Here is a 17,187-nt window from a genome sequence, read left to right as displayed (position 1 = left end):
TTGTTTTAGTCAAAATAAGGCAGATGTGGCCTGCGGTAAAGCATTAAAGTGACATTTTGTAAGGGAGTATGTTCAAAATAGTGCATTGTTATGCTATTTGACGGGGCGTTGCATTATGATGGTGCATAACCGCTATCCGGTAGAGCGGATAGCGGGTGAGTAGGGTAGTAAGGAGAGGATTATGCTGTCTGGTCAGCGAACCAGCTCAATTTTTCCCGCAGCCCGACAACGTTGCCGATGATGATCAAACTCGGGCTGCTGGCTTGTTGTGCTAATTCGCTCAGTTGGGAGAGCTGTCCAGTCAGAACGCGCTGTTTGGTTGAGGTGCCGTTTTCGATAATCGCGACAGGCACGGTTTCCGGTAACCGCTGTTCGATGAGCTTACTTTGAATGTGCTCAGCCTGCTGAAGCCCCATGTAAAACACCAGCGTTTGTTTTTCCGCTGCGAGGCTAGACCAGTCTAGATCGGTATCATGCTTGACGTGTCCGGTGATCAGCCTTACGCCCTGTGAGTGATCGCGATGGGTGAGCGGGATACCGCTGTAGGCTGAACAGCCCGACGCGGCCGTAATTCCGGGCACGACGGAGAACGGTATTCCTGCCTGTTGCAGGTGCTCCAGCTCTTCGGCTCCACGGCCGAAGATAAAGGGGTCACCGCCTTTCAGCCTAACGACCCGATGACCGGCGCGTGCCTTTTCTTCCAGCAGTTGATTGATGTGATCCTGAGGAATGCTGTGATAGCCAGACGCTTTGCCGACGAAAACTCGCTCGGCGTCACGGCGTGACAGGTTGAGTATTTCTTTCGACACCAGCCGATCGTAAACGACGATGTCGGCCTGCTGAAGATGCTGTAGGCCTTTCAACGTCAGTAATCCCGCATCGCCCGGTCCGGCGCCGACCAGCGTCACCTCACCTCGGTCATCGAGCGGCGCGGAGAAAAGCAGTTCGGTCAGTTGGTTAACGCTCTGGCTATTGTCATTGGCCAGCGCCTGCGCCAGCCTGTCGTGTACGAAGAGCTTTTCCCAGAAACGGCGGCGCGCGCTCGTATTGCGGAACCGGCTTTTGACCCGACTGCGCAACTCGCCTGCGTATGTCGCCAGCTTACCGAGATTTTGCGGCAGAATACTCTCCAGTTTTTCCCGCAGTAGACGAGCCAATACCGGAGCTGCACCGCCAGAAGACACCGCGACCATCAGCGGTGAACGATCAATGATCGACGGCATAATGAAGCTGGCGCGTTCTGGTGAATCCACCACGTTACAGAAAATCCGGCGCTCACTGGCGCTGGCATAGACATGGTTATTGACGTCCTGATCGTCAGTGGCGGCAATCACCAGCCACACCGCGTCCAGTAACGTGGGATCGAAGGTGCCTTGTACCAGCGTTAATTGAGCATCCTGCTCCCACGCCCGAAATTGATCGTTAAAATCGAGCGCATTGACGGTAATCACTGCGCCAGCATCCAGCAATAGCCGGGCTTTGCGCTCGGCTATTTCCCCCCCTCCTACCAATAGACAAGGTTTATCGTGCAACTGACAGAATATTGGCAGGTAATCCATGTAACGCCTCTTGAAAGCTCAGGTTATTAGGGTAATGGTTGGCTATTATCAACCGCGATGTCACGGTCTGCGATGGATATTTGCACATTACCGTTGGTTACCTGAGTATCATAAGCTGCAACAGAATAGGCTCCATCCTCCAGACAGAAGCCATCATAAAGGCGGAAATGCTGTTTTTTCAATGGGCTTGCCACCCAAAGCTCGTCCTGATGCTCGCCCACTATCCCGCGACTTAATACGCTCGCCTGCGCGAACGGGTCGATATTGCTGATGGCGTAAACCTGCTCATCGTTACGTGGGCGGAACACGGCAATCTGTTGCTGCTCGACGAGCGCACACACGCCAGTGCCGGGCAGGATGTCGTCTAATTTACATACGGTCGTCCACTGGCTCATGCGTTTTCCTCCGCTAGTTCGCTATTTTTTATCTGATCAATGTGTTTCACCGGAATACGCTCGGCAGGGCGTGCCGGACGGTGTTGTTGACGTTCACTCACCATTTGCACATTCGGGTCACGTACCGGACTGTTAATGAAGTGGGCAAAGCGTTTCTGTGCTTCCGGATCGTCCAGCGTCGCCTGCCATTCGCAGGCGTAGCCTTCTCGCAGCCGTGCGATATCCGCTTCAAGCCGATCGTTAATACCCAGTTTGTCTTTCACAATCACGTTACGCAGATAGTCGATGCCGCCTTCGAGATTATCCAGCCAGACGGACGTACGCTGAAGCTTATCGGCCGTGCGAATGTAGAACATCATGAAGCGGTCCAGATAGCGGACTACCGTTTCGCGGTCTAAGTCAGCGGCCAGCAGGTCGGCGTGTCGCGGCTTCATCCCGCCGTTGCCGCATACATAGAGGTTCCAGCCTTTTTCGGTGGCGATAATCCCCACGTCTTTACCCTGTGCTTCTGCACATTCCCGTGTACAGCCGGAGACGCCAAATTTCATTTTGTGCGGCGTGCGGATGCCTTTGTAGCGGTTTTCCAGCTCGACGCCAAAGCCTACGCTGTCGCCGACGCCAAAGCGGCACCAGGTGCTGCCGACGCAGGTTTTTGCCATACGTAATGCCTTGGCGTAAGCGTGGCCAGTTTCAAACCCGGCTTCGATGAGCTGAGACCATACGTCAGGCAGGTCGTCTTTCTGTACGCCGAATAGCGCCATGCGCTGAGAGCCGGTCATTTTGGTGTACAGGTTATATTGCTTCGCGATGCGACCAATGGCGATCAGGCCATCCGGCGTGATTTCCCCGCCTGCGGAGCGTGGGATCACGGAGTAGGTGCCGTCTTTCTGGATATTGCCGAGGAAGTTATCGTTGGAATCCTGCAACGGCGTGTGCTGCGGTTTGAGCACGTACTCGTTCCAGCAGGAAGCCAGCAGGGACGCCACGGTCGGCTTACAGACCTCACAGCCGTAGCCTGAACCGTGTTTCTCCAGCAGTTGATCGAACGTTTTGATTTTTTCGATTTGGATCAGGTGGTACAGCTCCTGACGCGAATAGGCGAAGTGTTCACACAGGTGATTATTGACTTCGATCCCCTGTTTGCTGAGTTCCGCGTTCAACACCTGCGTAAGCAGTGGGATACAGCCGCCGCAGCCCGTACCGGCTTTGGTGGTTTCCTTAAGCGCCGCGACGGTATGACAGCCGCCGTTAATCGCTTTGATGATGTCGCCTTTGGACACGTCGAAGCAGGAGCAGATTTGCGCACTTTCTGGCAGCGCATCGACACCCAGCGTCGGTTTCGCACTGCCAGCGGACGCAGGAAGAATCAGCGCTTCAGGAGAATCCGGCAGCGGGATTTTGTTCAGCATGAATTGCAGCAGGTTGCCGTAATCCCGCGTGTCGCCGACCAGCACAGCACCGAGCAGCGTTTTATTGTCGGCGCTGACGATCAGTCGTTTGTAGGTTTCTTTATTTTCATCCAGCCACATGTAGCTACGAGAACCCGGCGTATGGCCGTGTGCGTCACCAATCCCGCCGACATCGACGCCCATCAGCTTGAGCTTGGCGCTCATATCGGCACCCTGGAATCGGTTTTCATGCCCTAACAGGTGGTCGACGGCAACCTGCGCCATCTTGTAGCCGGGGGCGACGAGACCAAATGGCCGGCCCTGCCAGGCGGCACATTCGCCAATGGCGTAGACGTCCGGATCGGAGGTTTGGCACCTGTCGTTAATCGCGATACCGCCGCGTGGGCCGATTTCCAGCGCACACTGACGCGCCAGTTTGTCCTGTGCGCGGATACCGGTCGAGAACACGATGAAGTCGACTTCCAGCGTGCTGCCGTCGGCAAACACCATCGTCTTGCGGTTTTCCAGACCGGAATGCTGAATAGCCTGAGTATTCTTGCTGGTGTGCACTCGCACACCCATGTTTTCAATCTTGCGTTGCAGCAGGGCGCCGCCCTGTGCATCCAACTGTTCGGCCATGAGCACCGGGGCGAACTCAATGACGTGCGTTTCCACTCCAAGGTGTTTCAGCGCGCCAGCCGCTTCCAGACCTAACAGACCCCCGCCGATCACCGCGCCGCGTTTGCTACGGCGGGCGCAGTTTTCGATGGCGTTGAGATCTTCAATGGTGCGGTAGACGAAACAGTCTTGCCCGTTTGATCCTTTGATTGACGGGATCCACGGATAAGAGCCGGTGGCCATGATGAGCTTGTCGTAATACACGGTACGGCCGGAATTAGAGTGAATGGCTTTTTCACTGCGGTTGATGGTGATGGCGCGTTCACCGAGCAGGATGTTAACGCCATTTTTTTCGTAGTAGCCTTCGCGTACTAAAGAGAGCTCTTCTACCGTGTGGTGTGCGAAGTAAGAAGAGAGGTGGACACGATCGTAGGCGACGCGGGGTTCTTCACAAAAAACGGTAATATCGTAGGTGGACGTTGGAGCCTTATCCAGCAACTCTTCGATAAAACGGTGGCCAACCATCCCGTTACCGATAACAGCGAGTCTGACTTTGTTCATTTTTGCCTCAAAATTGCTTCTTCTGAGGTTACCTTATCGCTCCACACTGGGCGCTTATTGATGTACATCAAATAGTCTTTTATATACTACTTTATGAGTATGTTTATGATTTTACTTATTTTTTATTAAGTATTGGTTTTTTATGGAGTTTTAGTGGCGGGCAAAAATGAGATCTATAGCACGCTTTTGGTCAGAAGCCGACTGGTTAGCGGGCAATCCGCGATCAGAGTAATCGTCCCCCTCGTCAATCATTCACGTTCCTGAGCGGTTAAAAATAAAACTAAGGGATTATCCATTTGTTTAGTAAGGATATGAAATATTCTGGTGATAATGCTCACAAGGTTGTGTGCAATTGCACAATTATCGGTGACATAATTTCATCATATGGAAGAAATTGCCTAATGACTAACGGCGTCACAACCTTAATAATTGAAAATAAAACAGCATTTTTTTTTAATCAGCACGCGATTCCTTTTCTGTGACATTGATCGATTTATAAGGTCGTACCAGAAAAATAGCAGTGTTTTTTAGCGACAAGGCCAACACAGTCAGTGGAGTTATTCTTTAATTATTTATACGGCTTACATTCGTCAATCTTGTACATGAGTTGTGTTAAACATCAAGGCAGGTAACAACGTGAAAATAGAATCAATTGATGTCACCGTCTTCACTTATCCCACACGCCGGGTTTCCGACAGTGCGGGTCATTCACACCCGGGACCTGAAAATCAGGCCAAGATGGCACTGTTAACCATCACGGCAGATGACGGCCAAAAAGGCTACGCTTTCGCGCCGCCGGAAGTGATTCGTCCTCATATCGTTAATGCTTTCTTCCGCAAAGTGTTGATTGGGCAAAACCCGTTCGACCGTGAGCGCCTGTGGCAAGATCTGGTGCACTGGCAGCGCGGTAGCGCCAACCAACTGACCGACCGCGCGCTGTCGATTGTGGAATCCGCACTGTGGGATCTACAAGGTCGTGTGCTCAACATGCCAGTCCATAAGCTGCTCGGCGGCTATCGTGAGAAAGTCCCTGCTTACGGCAGCACCATGTGTGGTGACGAGCTGGAAGGTGGTTTGTCTACGCCAGAGGAATACGGCCAGTTCGCAGAAAAGCTGGTGCAGCGCGGCTATAAAGCCATCAAGTTGCATACCTGGATGCCACCGGTGTCGTTCGCGCCTAGCCCGAAGATTGACGTACAAGCCTGTGCGGCAGTCCGTGAAGCGGTCGGTCCAGATATCTGCCTGATGCTGGATGGTTACCACTGGTACAGCCGTAGCGATGCACTGTACATCGGCCGTGAACTGCAAAAGCTCGATTTCACCTGGTTTGAAGAGCCGATGGAAGAACAGAGCATGGCGTCTTACAGTTGGCTGACCAAGAGCCTGGATATCGATGTGATCGGGCCAGAAAGTCTGTCAGGCAAATACTTCAGCCGTGCTGACTGGGTTAAAGAAGGCGCATGCGACATTTTACGCGCGGGCGTGCAAGGCGTGGGCGGTCTCTGGCCGTGTATGAAAGTCGCGAGCCTGGCGGAATCCTTCGGTATGGATTGCGAAGTTCACGGTAACGGTGCACCAAACCTCAACGTCGTGGGTGCGATCAAAAACTGCCGCTGGTATGAGCGCGGGCTGCTGCATCCTTTCCTCGATTATGACGAACCTGCTGCTTATCTGAATTCGATTGTCGATCCAATGGACAACGAGGGCTTTGTGCATCTGCCGCAACGTCCAGGGCTGGGAGAAGATATTAATTTTGACTGGATTGAGGAGCATACCCTAAGTAAAGAATAGCGTTGTGTTCTATATGAATAGTTTTGTTCGATCTGAAAGATAGCCTTACCTAAAAAATAAAAAGTTGTCGTCTTCCATGCTCCCACACCTGGAGAATAATGATGAAAGCACGCGCAATACTCCGTACCTTGCTGTTAAGTTCACTCTGCATGGCCGCTACGCCGGCCATTCTATCGGCAAAAACCCCTGACGATCAGCTGATCGTGGGGATGAACATGAACAACATGCTCTCACTCGATCCGGCCGCCATGACCGGTAACGAAGTGGTGGGCATTATCGTCAACCTCTATGACTCGCTGGTGGTGCTGGATCCCGCCAACCTGAGTAACATCCAGCCTTCTCTGGCGAAAAGCTGGAGCGTCAGTGATGATGGTAAGGTCATTACCTTCAATCTGGTGGATAATGCCAAATTCCATTCCGGTAACCCCGTAACGGCGCAAGACTTCGCCTGGTCGATGAAGCGTCTGCTTAACCTCAACATGGCACAGGCCACGACGTGGAAATCCTACGGCTTCACCGCGGAAAACGTGGAGAAAATGATCCGCGCCAAAGACGCGCACACCGTTGAAATCGAACTGCCAAAACCGAACGATCCAAAACTGGTGATCTACTCGCTGGCGACGCTGGGTAGCGGCTCGGTGCTGGATAGCAAAACGGTCATGCAGCATGAGAAAAACGGCGACTGGGGTAACGGCTGGCTGACCACGAACGAAGCCGGTTCCGGCCCGTTCAAGCTGGACGTATGGCAGGCGAAAGACGTGCTGCGCATCAGCAAAGTTGAGAACAACTGGCAGGGCGATGCGAAAATGCGTCGCGTGATTTTCCGTCACATGACTGAGTCACAGGCGCTGCGCCTGATGATTGAAAAAGGCGATATTGATGTTGCCTCTGGGATGTCGGTGCCGGATATCAATGCATTGAAACAAGATAAGGACGTTGTGGTTGATGAGGTGAAAAAAGGCACGCTGTACTATGTTGCCATGAGCCTGAAAAACGAGTACTTCGCTAAACCGAAAGTGCGCGAAGCGGTTCGTTACCTGATCGATTACGATGGCGTGAATAAGACGGTGATGCCTGGCTATGGTTTCTATCATCAGCGCCCTATCCAGAAAGGAATGGATGCGACGCTGCCGGATCCTGGCTACAAGCTAGACGTGCCACGAGCTAAAGCACTGCTGGCTGAAGCGGGCTACCCGAATGGATTTGAAACCACGCTGCGCGTCCTGTCCGATCAGCCGTTCCTGAATCTGGCGACGTCGGTACAGTCCACGCTGGCACAGGCGGGCATCAAAGCCAAAATCATCTCCGGCACTGGTAATCAGGTTTACGGCGCGATGCGCGATCGTAACTTCGATATGCTAGTCGGCCGCGGCGGTGGCGGCGTCGATCCGCATCCTCACTCCAGCCTGCGTTCTGTTGTCTATAACCCGGATAACAGCGACGAAGCCAAACTGACCAACTTCCAAGGCTGGCGCACGTCTTTCTACGACAAGCCTCTGAACGACATGATCGATCAGGCGCTGTTGGAGAAAGATCCTCAGAAACAGAAGCAAATGTATATCAACGCGCAGAATCGCTATGAAGAACTGTTCCCGGCCATCATTCCGGTGTCGCAGATGATCGATTCTGTGGTGTTGCGTAAGGACGTGAAAGGCTATGTGCCACATCCGTCTTCTACGACGCATCTGCGTGAGGTGTATAAGCAGCGCTAGTGTCCACACGTTAAACCGGATGATTAGCCGATACGTTCCCGGCTAATCATCCCGATCAGATACGTTAAAAAGAGATAACCGCGTGAGTGGTGGTTTGCTGTCGCCGCTCACCGGGATATCAGGAGAAAGAACATGGTTTTCTCTGATTGGATCAAGCCGGGTGGAGTACTGCGTCGTTTGGCAAAACGTCTGTTTCAGGTCGTCGTCACGCTGTTCGGGTTATTAATCCTGACCTTCGTGATCGGCCGTGTGATGCCAATCGATCCCGTCCTGGCTATTGTCGGACAGGATGCCGACCAAAGTACCTATCAACAGGTTTACCAACAGCTGGGGTTGGATAAGCCGCTGTATGTGCAGTTCTTTATTTACTTCAATTCGCTGATGCATGGAGATCTGGGCAATGCGCTCCTGACCGGGCGGCCGGTTATGGATGACATTATTCGCGTTTTCCCAGCGACCGTTGAGTTGGCAACGATGGCGATTATCGTGGGTGCCGGTCTGGGCGTGCCATTAGGCGTGCTGGCTGCGGCGCGACGCGGCAAGTGGGCGGATTATGTGGTGCGTTTTATCAGTCTGGCCGGTTATTCCACGCCGATATTCTGGGTCGGGATGATGGGGCTGTTGGTGTTCTACGCCTGGCTGAACTGGGTGGGCGGTGCCGGACGGGTTGATATGGCCTACGACGGTCTGGTGGAGAACCGTACCGGCCTGCTGCTGGTGGATTCGCTACTGGCGGGTGAGTGGGAAGTGTTCCGCAGCGCGCTGAACCATCTGGTGTTGCCCGCCACGATTCTCGGTTTCCACTCGCTTGCCTATATCAGCCGTATGACGCGTAGCTTCATGCTGGCGCAGCTTTCGCAGGAATACATCATTACCGCGCGAGTGAAAGGGTTGTCTGAGTTCCGTGTTGTCTGGGCGCACGCGTTTCGCAATATTCTGGTTCAGCTTCTGACGGTGGTGGCGCTGGCGTATGGCTCGCTGCTGGAAGGGGCGGTACTGATCGAAACGGTCTTCTCATGGCCTGGCTTTGGTTCCTATCTGACAGGCAGCCTGCTGCTGGGGGATATGAATGCGGTTATGGGATGTGTGCTGCTAGTCGGGTTGATCTTCGTGACGCTTAACCTGCTGTCGGACATGTTGTATCAAATCTTTGATCCGAGGACGAACGCATGAATATTTCCTCTGAGCCGTCGGTCAGTCGTGAATCGGTAATGCGAACACCGCCGGAAAAACGGGTGAGCCGCCTGCGGCTACGTTGTGCGCGAATCGGCGGGTTTCTCTTGACGATGCTGCGTAATCCGCTGACCGCGATTGGTTCTGCGATTGTGCTGATGTTGATTCTGGTCGCCATTTTTGCCCCGTGGATCGCCACGCACGATCCGCTGGCACAGGACTTGGCTAATGCATTACAGGCCCCGAGTGCGGCGCATTACTTTGGCACCGATGAGTTTGGGCGTGATGTGTTTAGCCGTCTGGTCTATGGTTCACGCATCACGCTGTATATCGTTGCGCTGGTGTCGGTAACCGTTGGGCCTATCGGGCTGGCGCTGGGCGTGGTGGCCGGGTATTACGGCGGGATCGTCGATACCATCCTGATGCGTATTACCGATATCTTCATTTCGTTCCCTAGCCTGGTGTTGGCACTGGCGTTCGTTGCGGCACTTGGCCCAGGTCTGGAGCATGTTGTGATCGCGATTACGCTGACGGCCTGGCCGCCGATTGCCCGTCTGGCAAGGGCGGAGACGCTGTCGCTGCGTCACGCGGATTTTGTGTCTGCCGTGAAGCTGCAAGGTGCATCCTCTATCCGCATCCTGCTGCACCACATTGTGCCGCTGTGTCTGCCGTCGGTGATTATTCGTATCACCATGAATATGGCGGGCATCATTCTGACAGCGGCGGGTCTGGGCTTTCTGGGGTTGGGGGCACAGCCGCCCGATCCTGAATGGGGCGCGATGATCTCTGCGGGTCGTCGTTACATGATGGAGTGCTGGTGGTTAGTAACTATTCCTGGGCTGGCGATTTTGATTAACAGCCTGGCGTTCAACTTCCTTGGAGACGGCCTACGTGACATCCTCGATCCCAGAACTGAATAAGTCTTCTCAACGTGCGCCGGGAAGCTCGCCCCTGATGGAAGTGGAAAATCTGCGGGTAAGCTTCGTGAACCGTGGTGCCGTGACGGATGCCGTGCGCGGCGTCTCCTTCCGGCTTGGCTGTGAAAAGCTGGCTATTGTCGGCGAATCTGGCTCTGGTAAATCGACGGTCGGTCGTGCGCTGCTGCAACTGCATCCGCACAGCGCGCGGATTACGGCAGACAAACTGCGCTTTGGCGATACCGACCTGCTGAAAGCGGATGAGGCGCGGATGCGTCAGATTCGCGGCAAGCGTATCTCCATGATTATGCAGGACCCAAAATATTCGCTGAATCCGGTGGTGTGCGTCGGCGATCAGATTGCCGAGGCGTATCTGGCACACCATAAAGTGTCGCACCGTGAGGCGAAGGCAAAGGTCATGGCGATGCTAGACGTGGTACGTATTCGTCAACCAGAGCGTGTCTACAATCTGTACCCTCATGAAATCTCGGGTGGACAGGGGCAGCGCATCATGATTGCGATGATGCTGATTACCGAACCTGAAATCGTAATTGCCGATGAACCGACCTCCGCACTGGATGTGTCCGTGCGTTTGCAGGTGCTGGCAATGCTGGACGATCTGGTCAGCGAGCGCGGTCTGGGGCTGATTTTCATCAGTCACGATATCAATCTGGTACGCAGCTTCTGCGATCGGGTGCTGGTGATGTATGCCGGACGCGTCGTGGAATCCATTGCTGCCGCCGATCTGGACAACGCGCAGCATCCTTATACGCGTGGGTTGCTGAATTCGCTGCCGGATATCGATCATCGACGCCCGCGTTTGCCGGTGATGAATCGTGATCCAGCCTGGATCAATGGATAAAGGGGATAATCATGGCAACTGAAGCAATGAGTCAGCGCAAGCCGATGATCGAAGTGAGTAACCTGAATCTCTCTTTTGGGCAGGGCAGCACGGCGAATCAGGTGTTGTACGATGTGAACCTTACCGTCAACGATGGCGATATCTTTGGTCTGGTAGGGGAATCGGGTTCCGGTAAAACCACGGTGCTGAAGTGTCTGGCCGGGCTTTTTAATCATTGGGAAGGCACGCTGCATATTGACGGGAAGAAACTGGCACACCGAATCGATCAGGCTCGCTGTCGCCGGGTGCAGATGGTGTTTCAGGATCCGTATGGATCGCTGCATCCTCGTCATACCGTGGAGTCGATTCTGGAAGAGCCGCTGTCGATCCACCGCTTTGACGATCGTGACGATCGTATCGATACCTTGCTGGAGAAGGTGGGGCTGGGAACGCACTTTCGTCGCCGCTATCCGCACCAACTTTCGGGTGGACAGCGTCAGCGTGTGGCGATTGCCCGAGCGCTGATTCTGGAACCGAGAGTGCTGCTGTTGGATGAGCCGACGTCGGCGCTGGATGTGTCGGTGCAGGCGGAAATTCTTAACCTGCTGACGGAGTTGCAGCAGCAGGAAAAGCTGACCTACCTGATGGTGACGCACGACTTGGGCGTGATTTCCCACCTGTGCCATAAAGTGGCGGTGATGCAATACGGGAAGATACTGGAAACGTTGGAAACCGACGACCTGACCAGCGATGTACCTAAGGACGCGTATACTGCCATGCTGGTGGACGCTAGCCGTCAGTACAGCCGCGATCTGGCGGTGCGTTCGGAGCGTATGGGCTAGGTATTTATAGACTAAGTACGTATGGACTCGTCGCGCTGCGCGATAATCATCATTATGAGGGCCGAGCAATCGGCCCTTTTTTTATCTTACGCACAGGTTTTCGTTCACAGTTGGTTACGAACAGACTTTTATACGTAAAAAAAGGTAAATGGGTAGCGTTGAAGGGTGTGGATACTTACAATCATTACGCTTTCTGTAGTCGGCCTCTTCAAAAAGGAATTCTCATGTTCAAACGTACTCTGGTTGCTGCGGCAGCCCTTATTTCACTGACGGCATTTTCTCCCGCCTTTGCGGCTTCCGACGCCACCACGCGTGTGCTGTTGACGACATCTGCGGGCAATATCGAACTGTCTTTAGATAATCAAAAGGCACCGATTTCGGTAAAAAATTTCGTCGAGTACGTTAACAACGGTTTTTATAACGGGACGACATTTCACCGTGTGATCCCTGGCTTTATGGTGCAGGGCGGCGGCTTTTCTGGCGAAATGAGCCAAAAAGCGACGAATGCGCCGATCAAGAATGAAGCCGATAACGGTTTACGTAACCAGCGCGGCACGATTGCGATGGCGCGCACGTCTGATAAAGACAGTGCGACCAGCCAGTTCTTTATCAACATCGCGGACAATGCGTTCCTCGATCACGGCCAGCGTGATTTTGGCTACGCCGTGTTCGGTAAAGTCGTGAAGGGCATGGACGTTGTGGATAAGATCTCCCAGGTGCCAACGAAAAATGTTGGGCCTTACCAGAACGTGCCGACTACGCCAGTCGTGATTCAGTCCGCGAAAGTGCTGCCCGGATTGGCAAAATAGATAAGCAAAGAAACGAGAATATGAAAAAGGCCACTGATGTGGCCTTTTGCGATCTTAACGTCTCGACTACCGCGTTATTCCAGCGCGTTGGCCATCTGCTGTAGCCACGCGTCCACGCCGGTGCTCGGCACATTCAACTGACGGTAGGTTGCGGTGGCAACAGGGTAGCCGCCGACGTCTTCCTGGCTGTTCACGAAGCCACCTTTCCTCTGTTTGAAATTGTCCACGATACGCTTATCGACGGCATCGCGATCTTTAGGACGCGCTCCCGCGCTTTGCAGCACCTGATTGGTGACGGCGCTGGCCGGTGATGCCGTTAAGCCTGCAGGCCAAATAGGGGACACTTTGAGTAAATTTATCCCGCTGCCTGACGTTTGCGGCGCCACTTTTCCTTGGGCATCGTACGCGAGGTTATCTGACATCCAGACATCGCCGGAGCTGTTGCTTCCTACGAGCCCTAAACCGGCTTTGGTATTGGCGCCGTAGTGCATCACGTTACCTGCAACGGAGACGCGTGGGCTGGCAGGCATGGTTTTCCCTTCCCATTCCCCTTTTACTCCACCGACGCGAACGCCCCAGATGCCAGGGTTGTAGATCAGGTTATTGACCATGACGCCTGTGGAACCCGCTTTGAACCAAGCGTTGCGTTCGTTGTTGTGCGCATACAGGCTTCCCACGATCGACACATCGGTCACGTTATCGTGAACCAGCGTCCCCATCGAGTGAATACCTTTGGTGTGAGCCGAATCGTATAGGCCTTCAGCAACGATATTATTCGAAAGCGTGATACGGTGTGCGGTGCCCTGCGGCCCGTCATAGCGCGGGCCGGAAATAGATAGGTTCTCGTCTGTACCCCAGGCAAAGCTACTGTGGTCGATCACCACGTTGTAGGCATCTTTGCCGTTGATGGAAACATCGCGTTCAAAGCCGCTTTTTTTACCTGTACCGGCATCGCCGATGCGAAAACGAATATGCTGCATCAGCACATCATGTGTGCTGATCCCCATTCCGCCGCGAATGATGGTGATACCGGGAGAGGGAGCGGTCTGACCGGCAATGGTGACAAACGGTTCTGCTAACCGAAGGTCACTTTTATTCAGGTCGATAATGCCGCCAACCTCAAAAACGATAATGCGCGGCCCTTTAGCGGCCAGCGCTTCCCTGAGTGAACCTGCTCCGGAAGAGGCCAGCGTGGTGACGCGAATAATGCGCCCACCGCTGCCTGCCACGGTATCAGTCCCGAATCCTTTCAACTCTGGTGCAGCCGGTGTGGCGGCGCTTGCCATCGGTATGCCGACGCTAAATACGAATCCAGTGCTGAACAGTGCGGCGAACAGAAGAGAACGTTTCATTTCATTTCCTTGAATATTAACGATAAAAATGAGCGAGCCCTTAGGACTCGCTCAAGTGCGGCCCGAACGATAAACCGACGTGCGTTAAGCTCGCTTGCAGGCCCCGTCCCTCATTGTCCGGTTAGCACCGGACAATGAGGGACGGGGCCTGCAATTCGCTTATTTACCTTTCACGCTTTACACATTGCAACTAGTTGCAATTTGCTGCTGTCAGCACGGCAAGGTTTTTGTTCACGCCAGCATAGTTCGCCAGTTTGTCCTTCACGCACTGTGCCGAAACCGGAGAGTAGCTGTAAGGAACAGAAGCGAATGTGCCAGTGCTTTTCCAGTCTTCGGCATTCACGTAGGGTTTGGTATCTTTATCCCAGGTTATGTTGTACTTAGCGAAATCGGCTGGGCTCATGACGTTGTTATTACGTAGTTCCCAGGTACCGAAGTTGGAACCGTCATAACGTGAGGTCACTGGGTTTTTCGCATTCTCAAACCAGTTACGTTCGATCAGCGCAATCCCTTTCTGGCGCACGTTCAGACCAGAACCTGTGATGCCGGTGTACAGGTTGTTGTACGCATGAACCTGACCACCACGTTGCAGTGGGAGGCGAGCGTTAACGTCGTCGTAAATATTGTGATGGTAAGTCAGGTCACGGCCCGTATCGCTGCTGCTGAAGCCGCTCAGACCCACTTTTTTGATGCCATGAATGTAGTTGTACGACACCGTCACGTTGGTTGAGGCTTTCTTGATATCAATCGCGGATTCGAACGTGGTGTCACCGTCTTTTGTGCCTGCGCATTCAAAGTTTTTCGCGAAGATCTCGTTGTGGTCAATCCAGACGTTCGGCGTGTTGTCGATACGAATAGCATCACCATCCTGCGCGCCGCCCGGCATGTAACCAAAACGCATGTTACGCACGACAACGTTGGAAGAGTTAACCATCCAGAGCCCGAAGTTAGCGGAAGACCCGTTGGTTCCGATGATAGTAATGCCTTTGGTGAACTCTTTGATTTCTACACCGCGTGCATCCTTACTCCACTGGCCGCAGATGTTAGCCTCAGCGGCGTTGATCAACGCATCTTCATTACCGTTATAGGTGATGACGAGCGGGTAAGCGCCGCCTTTGACTTTCTTACCTTTGGAATCCAGCTTCGCGGCTTCGATGATATCAACGATATCTTGCATGGAATGTGCTGTTTTTTTCACAGCTCCAGCAACGTCACCGCCATCAGTGGTGGCATAACCCCCCGTATTTGCCGCCATCGTTGGTTGGGCCGCAAGCAATAACAGCCCAGCGGCTGCAGAAGGCAGTAGGTATTTCATTAGGGTACTCTCCTTGGAATAGAATTTTTGTTTGGGCATTTATGATCCACATAACCCAGATTATATTGTCTTGGTGTTTCAATAAAAATAAAATCAAGGTTTATTGAAATCCCAATTAATTCTTACCATAAAAGAAAAATAATTCAATATTTCGATATTAAATATATAGGGTGAATAACGGTGGAAATCTCAAAGACTAATAAGTGCCTATTTTAAATGATAATATTTTTTTCATTTTTTCTAAAATCAAGCTGTTGAGAATTTTATGAAAAATAAAATTATATTTCGTTTTATTACGTGTTGTTGGATTCGATTTGACAGAGGTGATAACTGTGAGCGACATCAATAAATAAGTAAAATTCCTCGTTGAGAAAATGGGGTCAGAAATAGTTGATGCCGATCAAGTTATTAATTAATCGCGTGTTGATGAGCTGTTGTTATTTATATCGATTCATTCTTAATTAAAGGATGTTTTTCTTCATTAATAAATCAAGCTATTAATTTACATAATTAATAATTAGCATGATATTTAACTTATGCATGTTATTTAGGAATACCTATCCACTCTCATGCGTAGCTTCCATAAAAAACAAGCGAGCTTTTAGCGCTCGCTTGGGTAGAACCATGCTTCTGTGTGAAGAGTCACGGCAGCGGGATATCCAGGCTTATTGCTTCCTGTCTTGATTCGACAGGGAAAGCCTGATCGCGTTTATTTGCAGTTAGCTGCTGTCAGTACCGCCAGGTTTTTACCTACGCCGGCATAGCTCGCCAGTTTATCCTTCACGCACTGTGCAGAAACTGGAGAGTAGCTATACGGGACAGCTGGGAACTTGCCAGTGCTCTTCCAGTCATCCGCATTGATATGCGGTGTAGAAGGTTTACCCCAGGTGATGTTGTATTTAGCAAAATCAGATGGGCTGGCAATGTTGTTGTTACGGAGTTCCCAAGTACCGAAGTTGGAATCGTCGTTACGTGCCGTCACTGGGTTGAGTGCATTTTCGAACCAGTTACTTTCGATCAGTGCGATCCCTTTCTGACGGACGTTAAAGCCTGAACTTTTGATACCATCATACAGGTTGTTATAAGCATGCACTTGACCACCACGTTGCAGCGGCAGACGTGAGTTAACATCGCTGTAAATATTGTGATGGTAAGTCAGGTTACGACCCGTATCCGTGTTGCTTGAACCGCTCAACCCTACCTTTTTCACGCCATGGATATAGTTGTACGACACGGTGACGTTGGTTGAGGCTTTCTTGATATCAACCGCTGATTCAAAGGTGGTGTCGTTGTCTGGTGTACCGTCGCATTCGAAGTTTTTGGCGAAGATCTCGTTGTGATCGATCCAAACGTTTGGCGTGTTATCAATACGGATGGCATCGCCATCTTTTGCACCGCCAGGCATATAGCCGAAGCGCATGTTACGCACGACAACGTTGGAAGAGTTAACCATCCAGATGCCGAAGTTAGCGGAAGAACCGTTGGTACCGAGGATAGTGATCCCTTTGGTGAACTCTTTGATTTCTACACCGCGTGGATCTTTGCTCCATTGGCCGCAGATGTTAGCTTCAGCGGCCTTGATTAGCGCATCTTCATTACCGTTATAAGTAATAACGAGCGGGTAGGCGCCACCTTTGACCGCTTTACCGCTTGAGTCCTTTTTTGCGGCTTCAATGATATCGACGATCTCTTGCAGAGAGCGTGCGGTTTTTTTCACAGCACCGGAAACGTCGCCGCCGTCAGTGGTGGCATAACCTCCCGTATTTGCGGCCATTGTCGGTTGGGCAGCAAGCAGCAACAGCCCAGCGGCTGCAGAAGGCAGTAGGTATTTCATGTATGTACTCTCCTTGACATAGAATTTTTTGGGTATTGATCACTACACACCCTGTGTAATAAAAGGCAGTTTCAACAAAA

At 52.3% G+C, this 17,187-nt stretch carries 13 protein-coding genes; 7 read left to right on the top strand and 6 right to left on the bottom strand.

Translation table 11 applies throughout. From position 1 onward, the window contains the following. Positions 1 to 179: 179 nt before the first annotated feature. Genes cysG through nirB form a run of 3 tightly spaced genes read right to left on the bottom strand, consistent with a single transcriptional unit; the run spans position 180 to position 4,521 of the window. Positions 180 to 1,559: a siroheme synthase CysG gene (gene cysG / locus IG609_RS18325; protein WP_193398037.1), complete on the bottom strand. Its 1,380-nt coding sequence runs from the start codon at positions 1,557 to 1,559 to the stop codon at positions 180 to 182. Between the two features lie 26 nt (positions 1,560 to 1,585). Next, on the bottom strand, positions 1,586 to 1,954 hold the full coding sequence (nirD, locus tag IG609_RS18320) for a nitrite reductase small subunit NirD (RefSeq protein ID WP_193398036.1): 369 nt from the start codon (positions 1,952 to 1,954) through the stop codon (positions 1,586 to 1,588). Then, the gene (gene nirB / locus IG609_RS18315) at positions 1,951 to 4,521 is read right to left on the bottom strand and encodes a nitrite reductase large subunit NirB (protein WP_193398035.1); all 2,571 of its coding nucleotides are present in this window, start codon (positions 4,519 to 4,521) and stop codon (positions 1,951 to 1,953) included. Before nirB ends, nirD begins: the two co-directional genes overlap by 4 nt. A 636-nt stretch (positions 4,522 to 5,157) precedes the next feature. On the opposite strand from nirB, the gene IG609_RS18310 reads away from it, so the two are divergent. The 7 genes from IG609_RS18310 to ppiA all read left to right on the top strand — a co-directional run bounded on the left by IG609_RS18310 (position 5,158) and on the right by ppiA (position 12,606). Next, the gene (locus IG609_RS18310; protein ID WP_010297089.1) at positions 5,158 to 6,312 is read left to right on the top strand and encodes a mandelate racemase family protein; all 1,155 of its coding nucleotides are present in this window, start codon (positions 5,158 to 5,160) and stop codon (positions 6,310 to 6,312) included. Between the two features lie 101 nt (positions 6,313 to 6,413). Further along, positions 6,414 to 8,024: an ABC transporter substrate-binding protein gene (locus tag IG609_RS18305; protein WP_193398070.1), complete on the top strand. Its 1,611-nt coding sequence runs from the start codon at positions 6,414 to 6,416 to the stop codon at positions 8,022 to 8,024. 132 nt (positions 8,025 to 8,156) lie between these two features. Beyond that, positions 8,157 to 9,197 carry an ABC transporter permease gene (locus IG609_RS18300; protein ID WP_193398034.1) on the top strand — a complete coding sequence of 347 codons (1,041 nt, stop codon included), beginning with the start codon at positions 8,157 to 8,159 and terminating at the stop codon, positions 9,195 to 9,197. A 38-nt stretch (positions 9,198 to 9,235) separates the two neighbouring features. Further along, positions 9,236 to 10,117 carry an ABC transporter permease gene (locus IG609_RS18295; RefSeq protein ID WP_193398069.1) on the top strand — a complete coding sequence of 294 codons (882 nt, stop codon included), beginning with the start codon at positions 9,236 to 9,238 and terminating at the stop codon, positions 10,115 to 10,117. Beyond that, a complete protein-coding gene (locus tag IG609_RS18290) occupies positions 10,089 to 10,976 on the top strand; it encodes an ABC transporter ATP-binding protein (RefSeq protein ID WP_370463347.1) in 888 nt (295 codons plus the stop codon). Before IG609_RS18295 ends, IG609_RS18290 begins: the two co-directional genes overlap by 29 nt. Positions 10,977 to 11,020: 44 nt before the next feature. Continuing rightward, positions 11,021 to 11,797, top strand: a complete 777-nt coding sequence (locus IG609_RS18285; protein ID WP_193398068.1) for an ABC transporter ATP-binding protein — start codon at positions 11,021 to 11,023, stop codon at positions 11,795 to 11,797. 224 nt (positions 11,798 to 12,021) lie between these two features. After that, positions 12,022 to 12,606 (top strand): peptidylprolyl isomerase A, encoded by a 585-nt coding sequence (gene ppiA / locus IG609_RS18280; protein WP_193398033.1) that lies wholly within the window; start codon positions 12,022 to 12,024, stop codon positions 12,604 to 12,606. Positions 12,607 to 12,680: 74 nt separating this feature from the next. Here the strand turns inward: ppiA and pelZ are convergent, their stop codons facing one another. The 3 genes from pelZ to pelA all read right to left on the bottom strand — a co-directional run bounded on the left by pelZ (position 12,681) and on the right by pelA (position 17,107). Next, positions 12,681 to 13,958, bottom strand: coding sequence for a pectate lyase PelZ (gene pelZ, locus IG609_RS18275; RefSeq protein ID WP_193398032.1), 1,278 nt, complete (start codon positions 13,956 to 13,958; stop codon positions 12,681 to 12,683). Positions 13,959 to 14,148: 190 nt separating this feature from the next. Beyond that, positions 14,149 to 15,273 carry a pectate lyase PelC gene (gene pelC / locus IG609_RS18270; protein WP_193398031.1) on the bottom strand — a complete coding sequence of 375 codons (1,125 nt, stop codon included), beginning with the start codon at positions 15,271 to 15,273 and terminating at the stop codon, positions 14,149 to 14,151. Between the two features lie 709 nt (positions 15,274 to 15,982). Next, positions 15,983 to 17,107, bottom strand: a complete 1,125-nt coding sequence (gene pelA / locus IG609_RS18265; RefSeq protein WP_102116849.1) for a pectate lyase PelA — start codon at positions 17,105 to 17,107, stop codon at positions 15,983 to 15,985. Positions 17,108 to 17,187: the final 80 nt, after the last annotated feature.

This window comes from Pectobacterium quasiaquaticum (genome assembly GCF_014946775.2).
Classification (GTDB): Bacteria; Pseudomonadota; Gammaproteobacteria; order Enterobacterales; family Enterobacteriaceae; genus Pectobacterium; species Pectobacterium aquaticum.
Note: the sequence above shows the minus strand (reverse complement) of the source record. Positions and strands in the feature narration are given on the sequence as shown.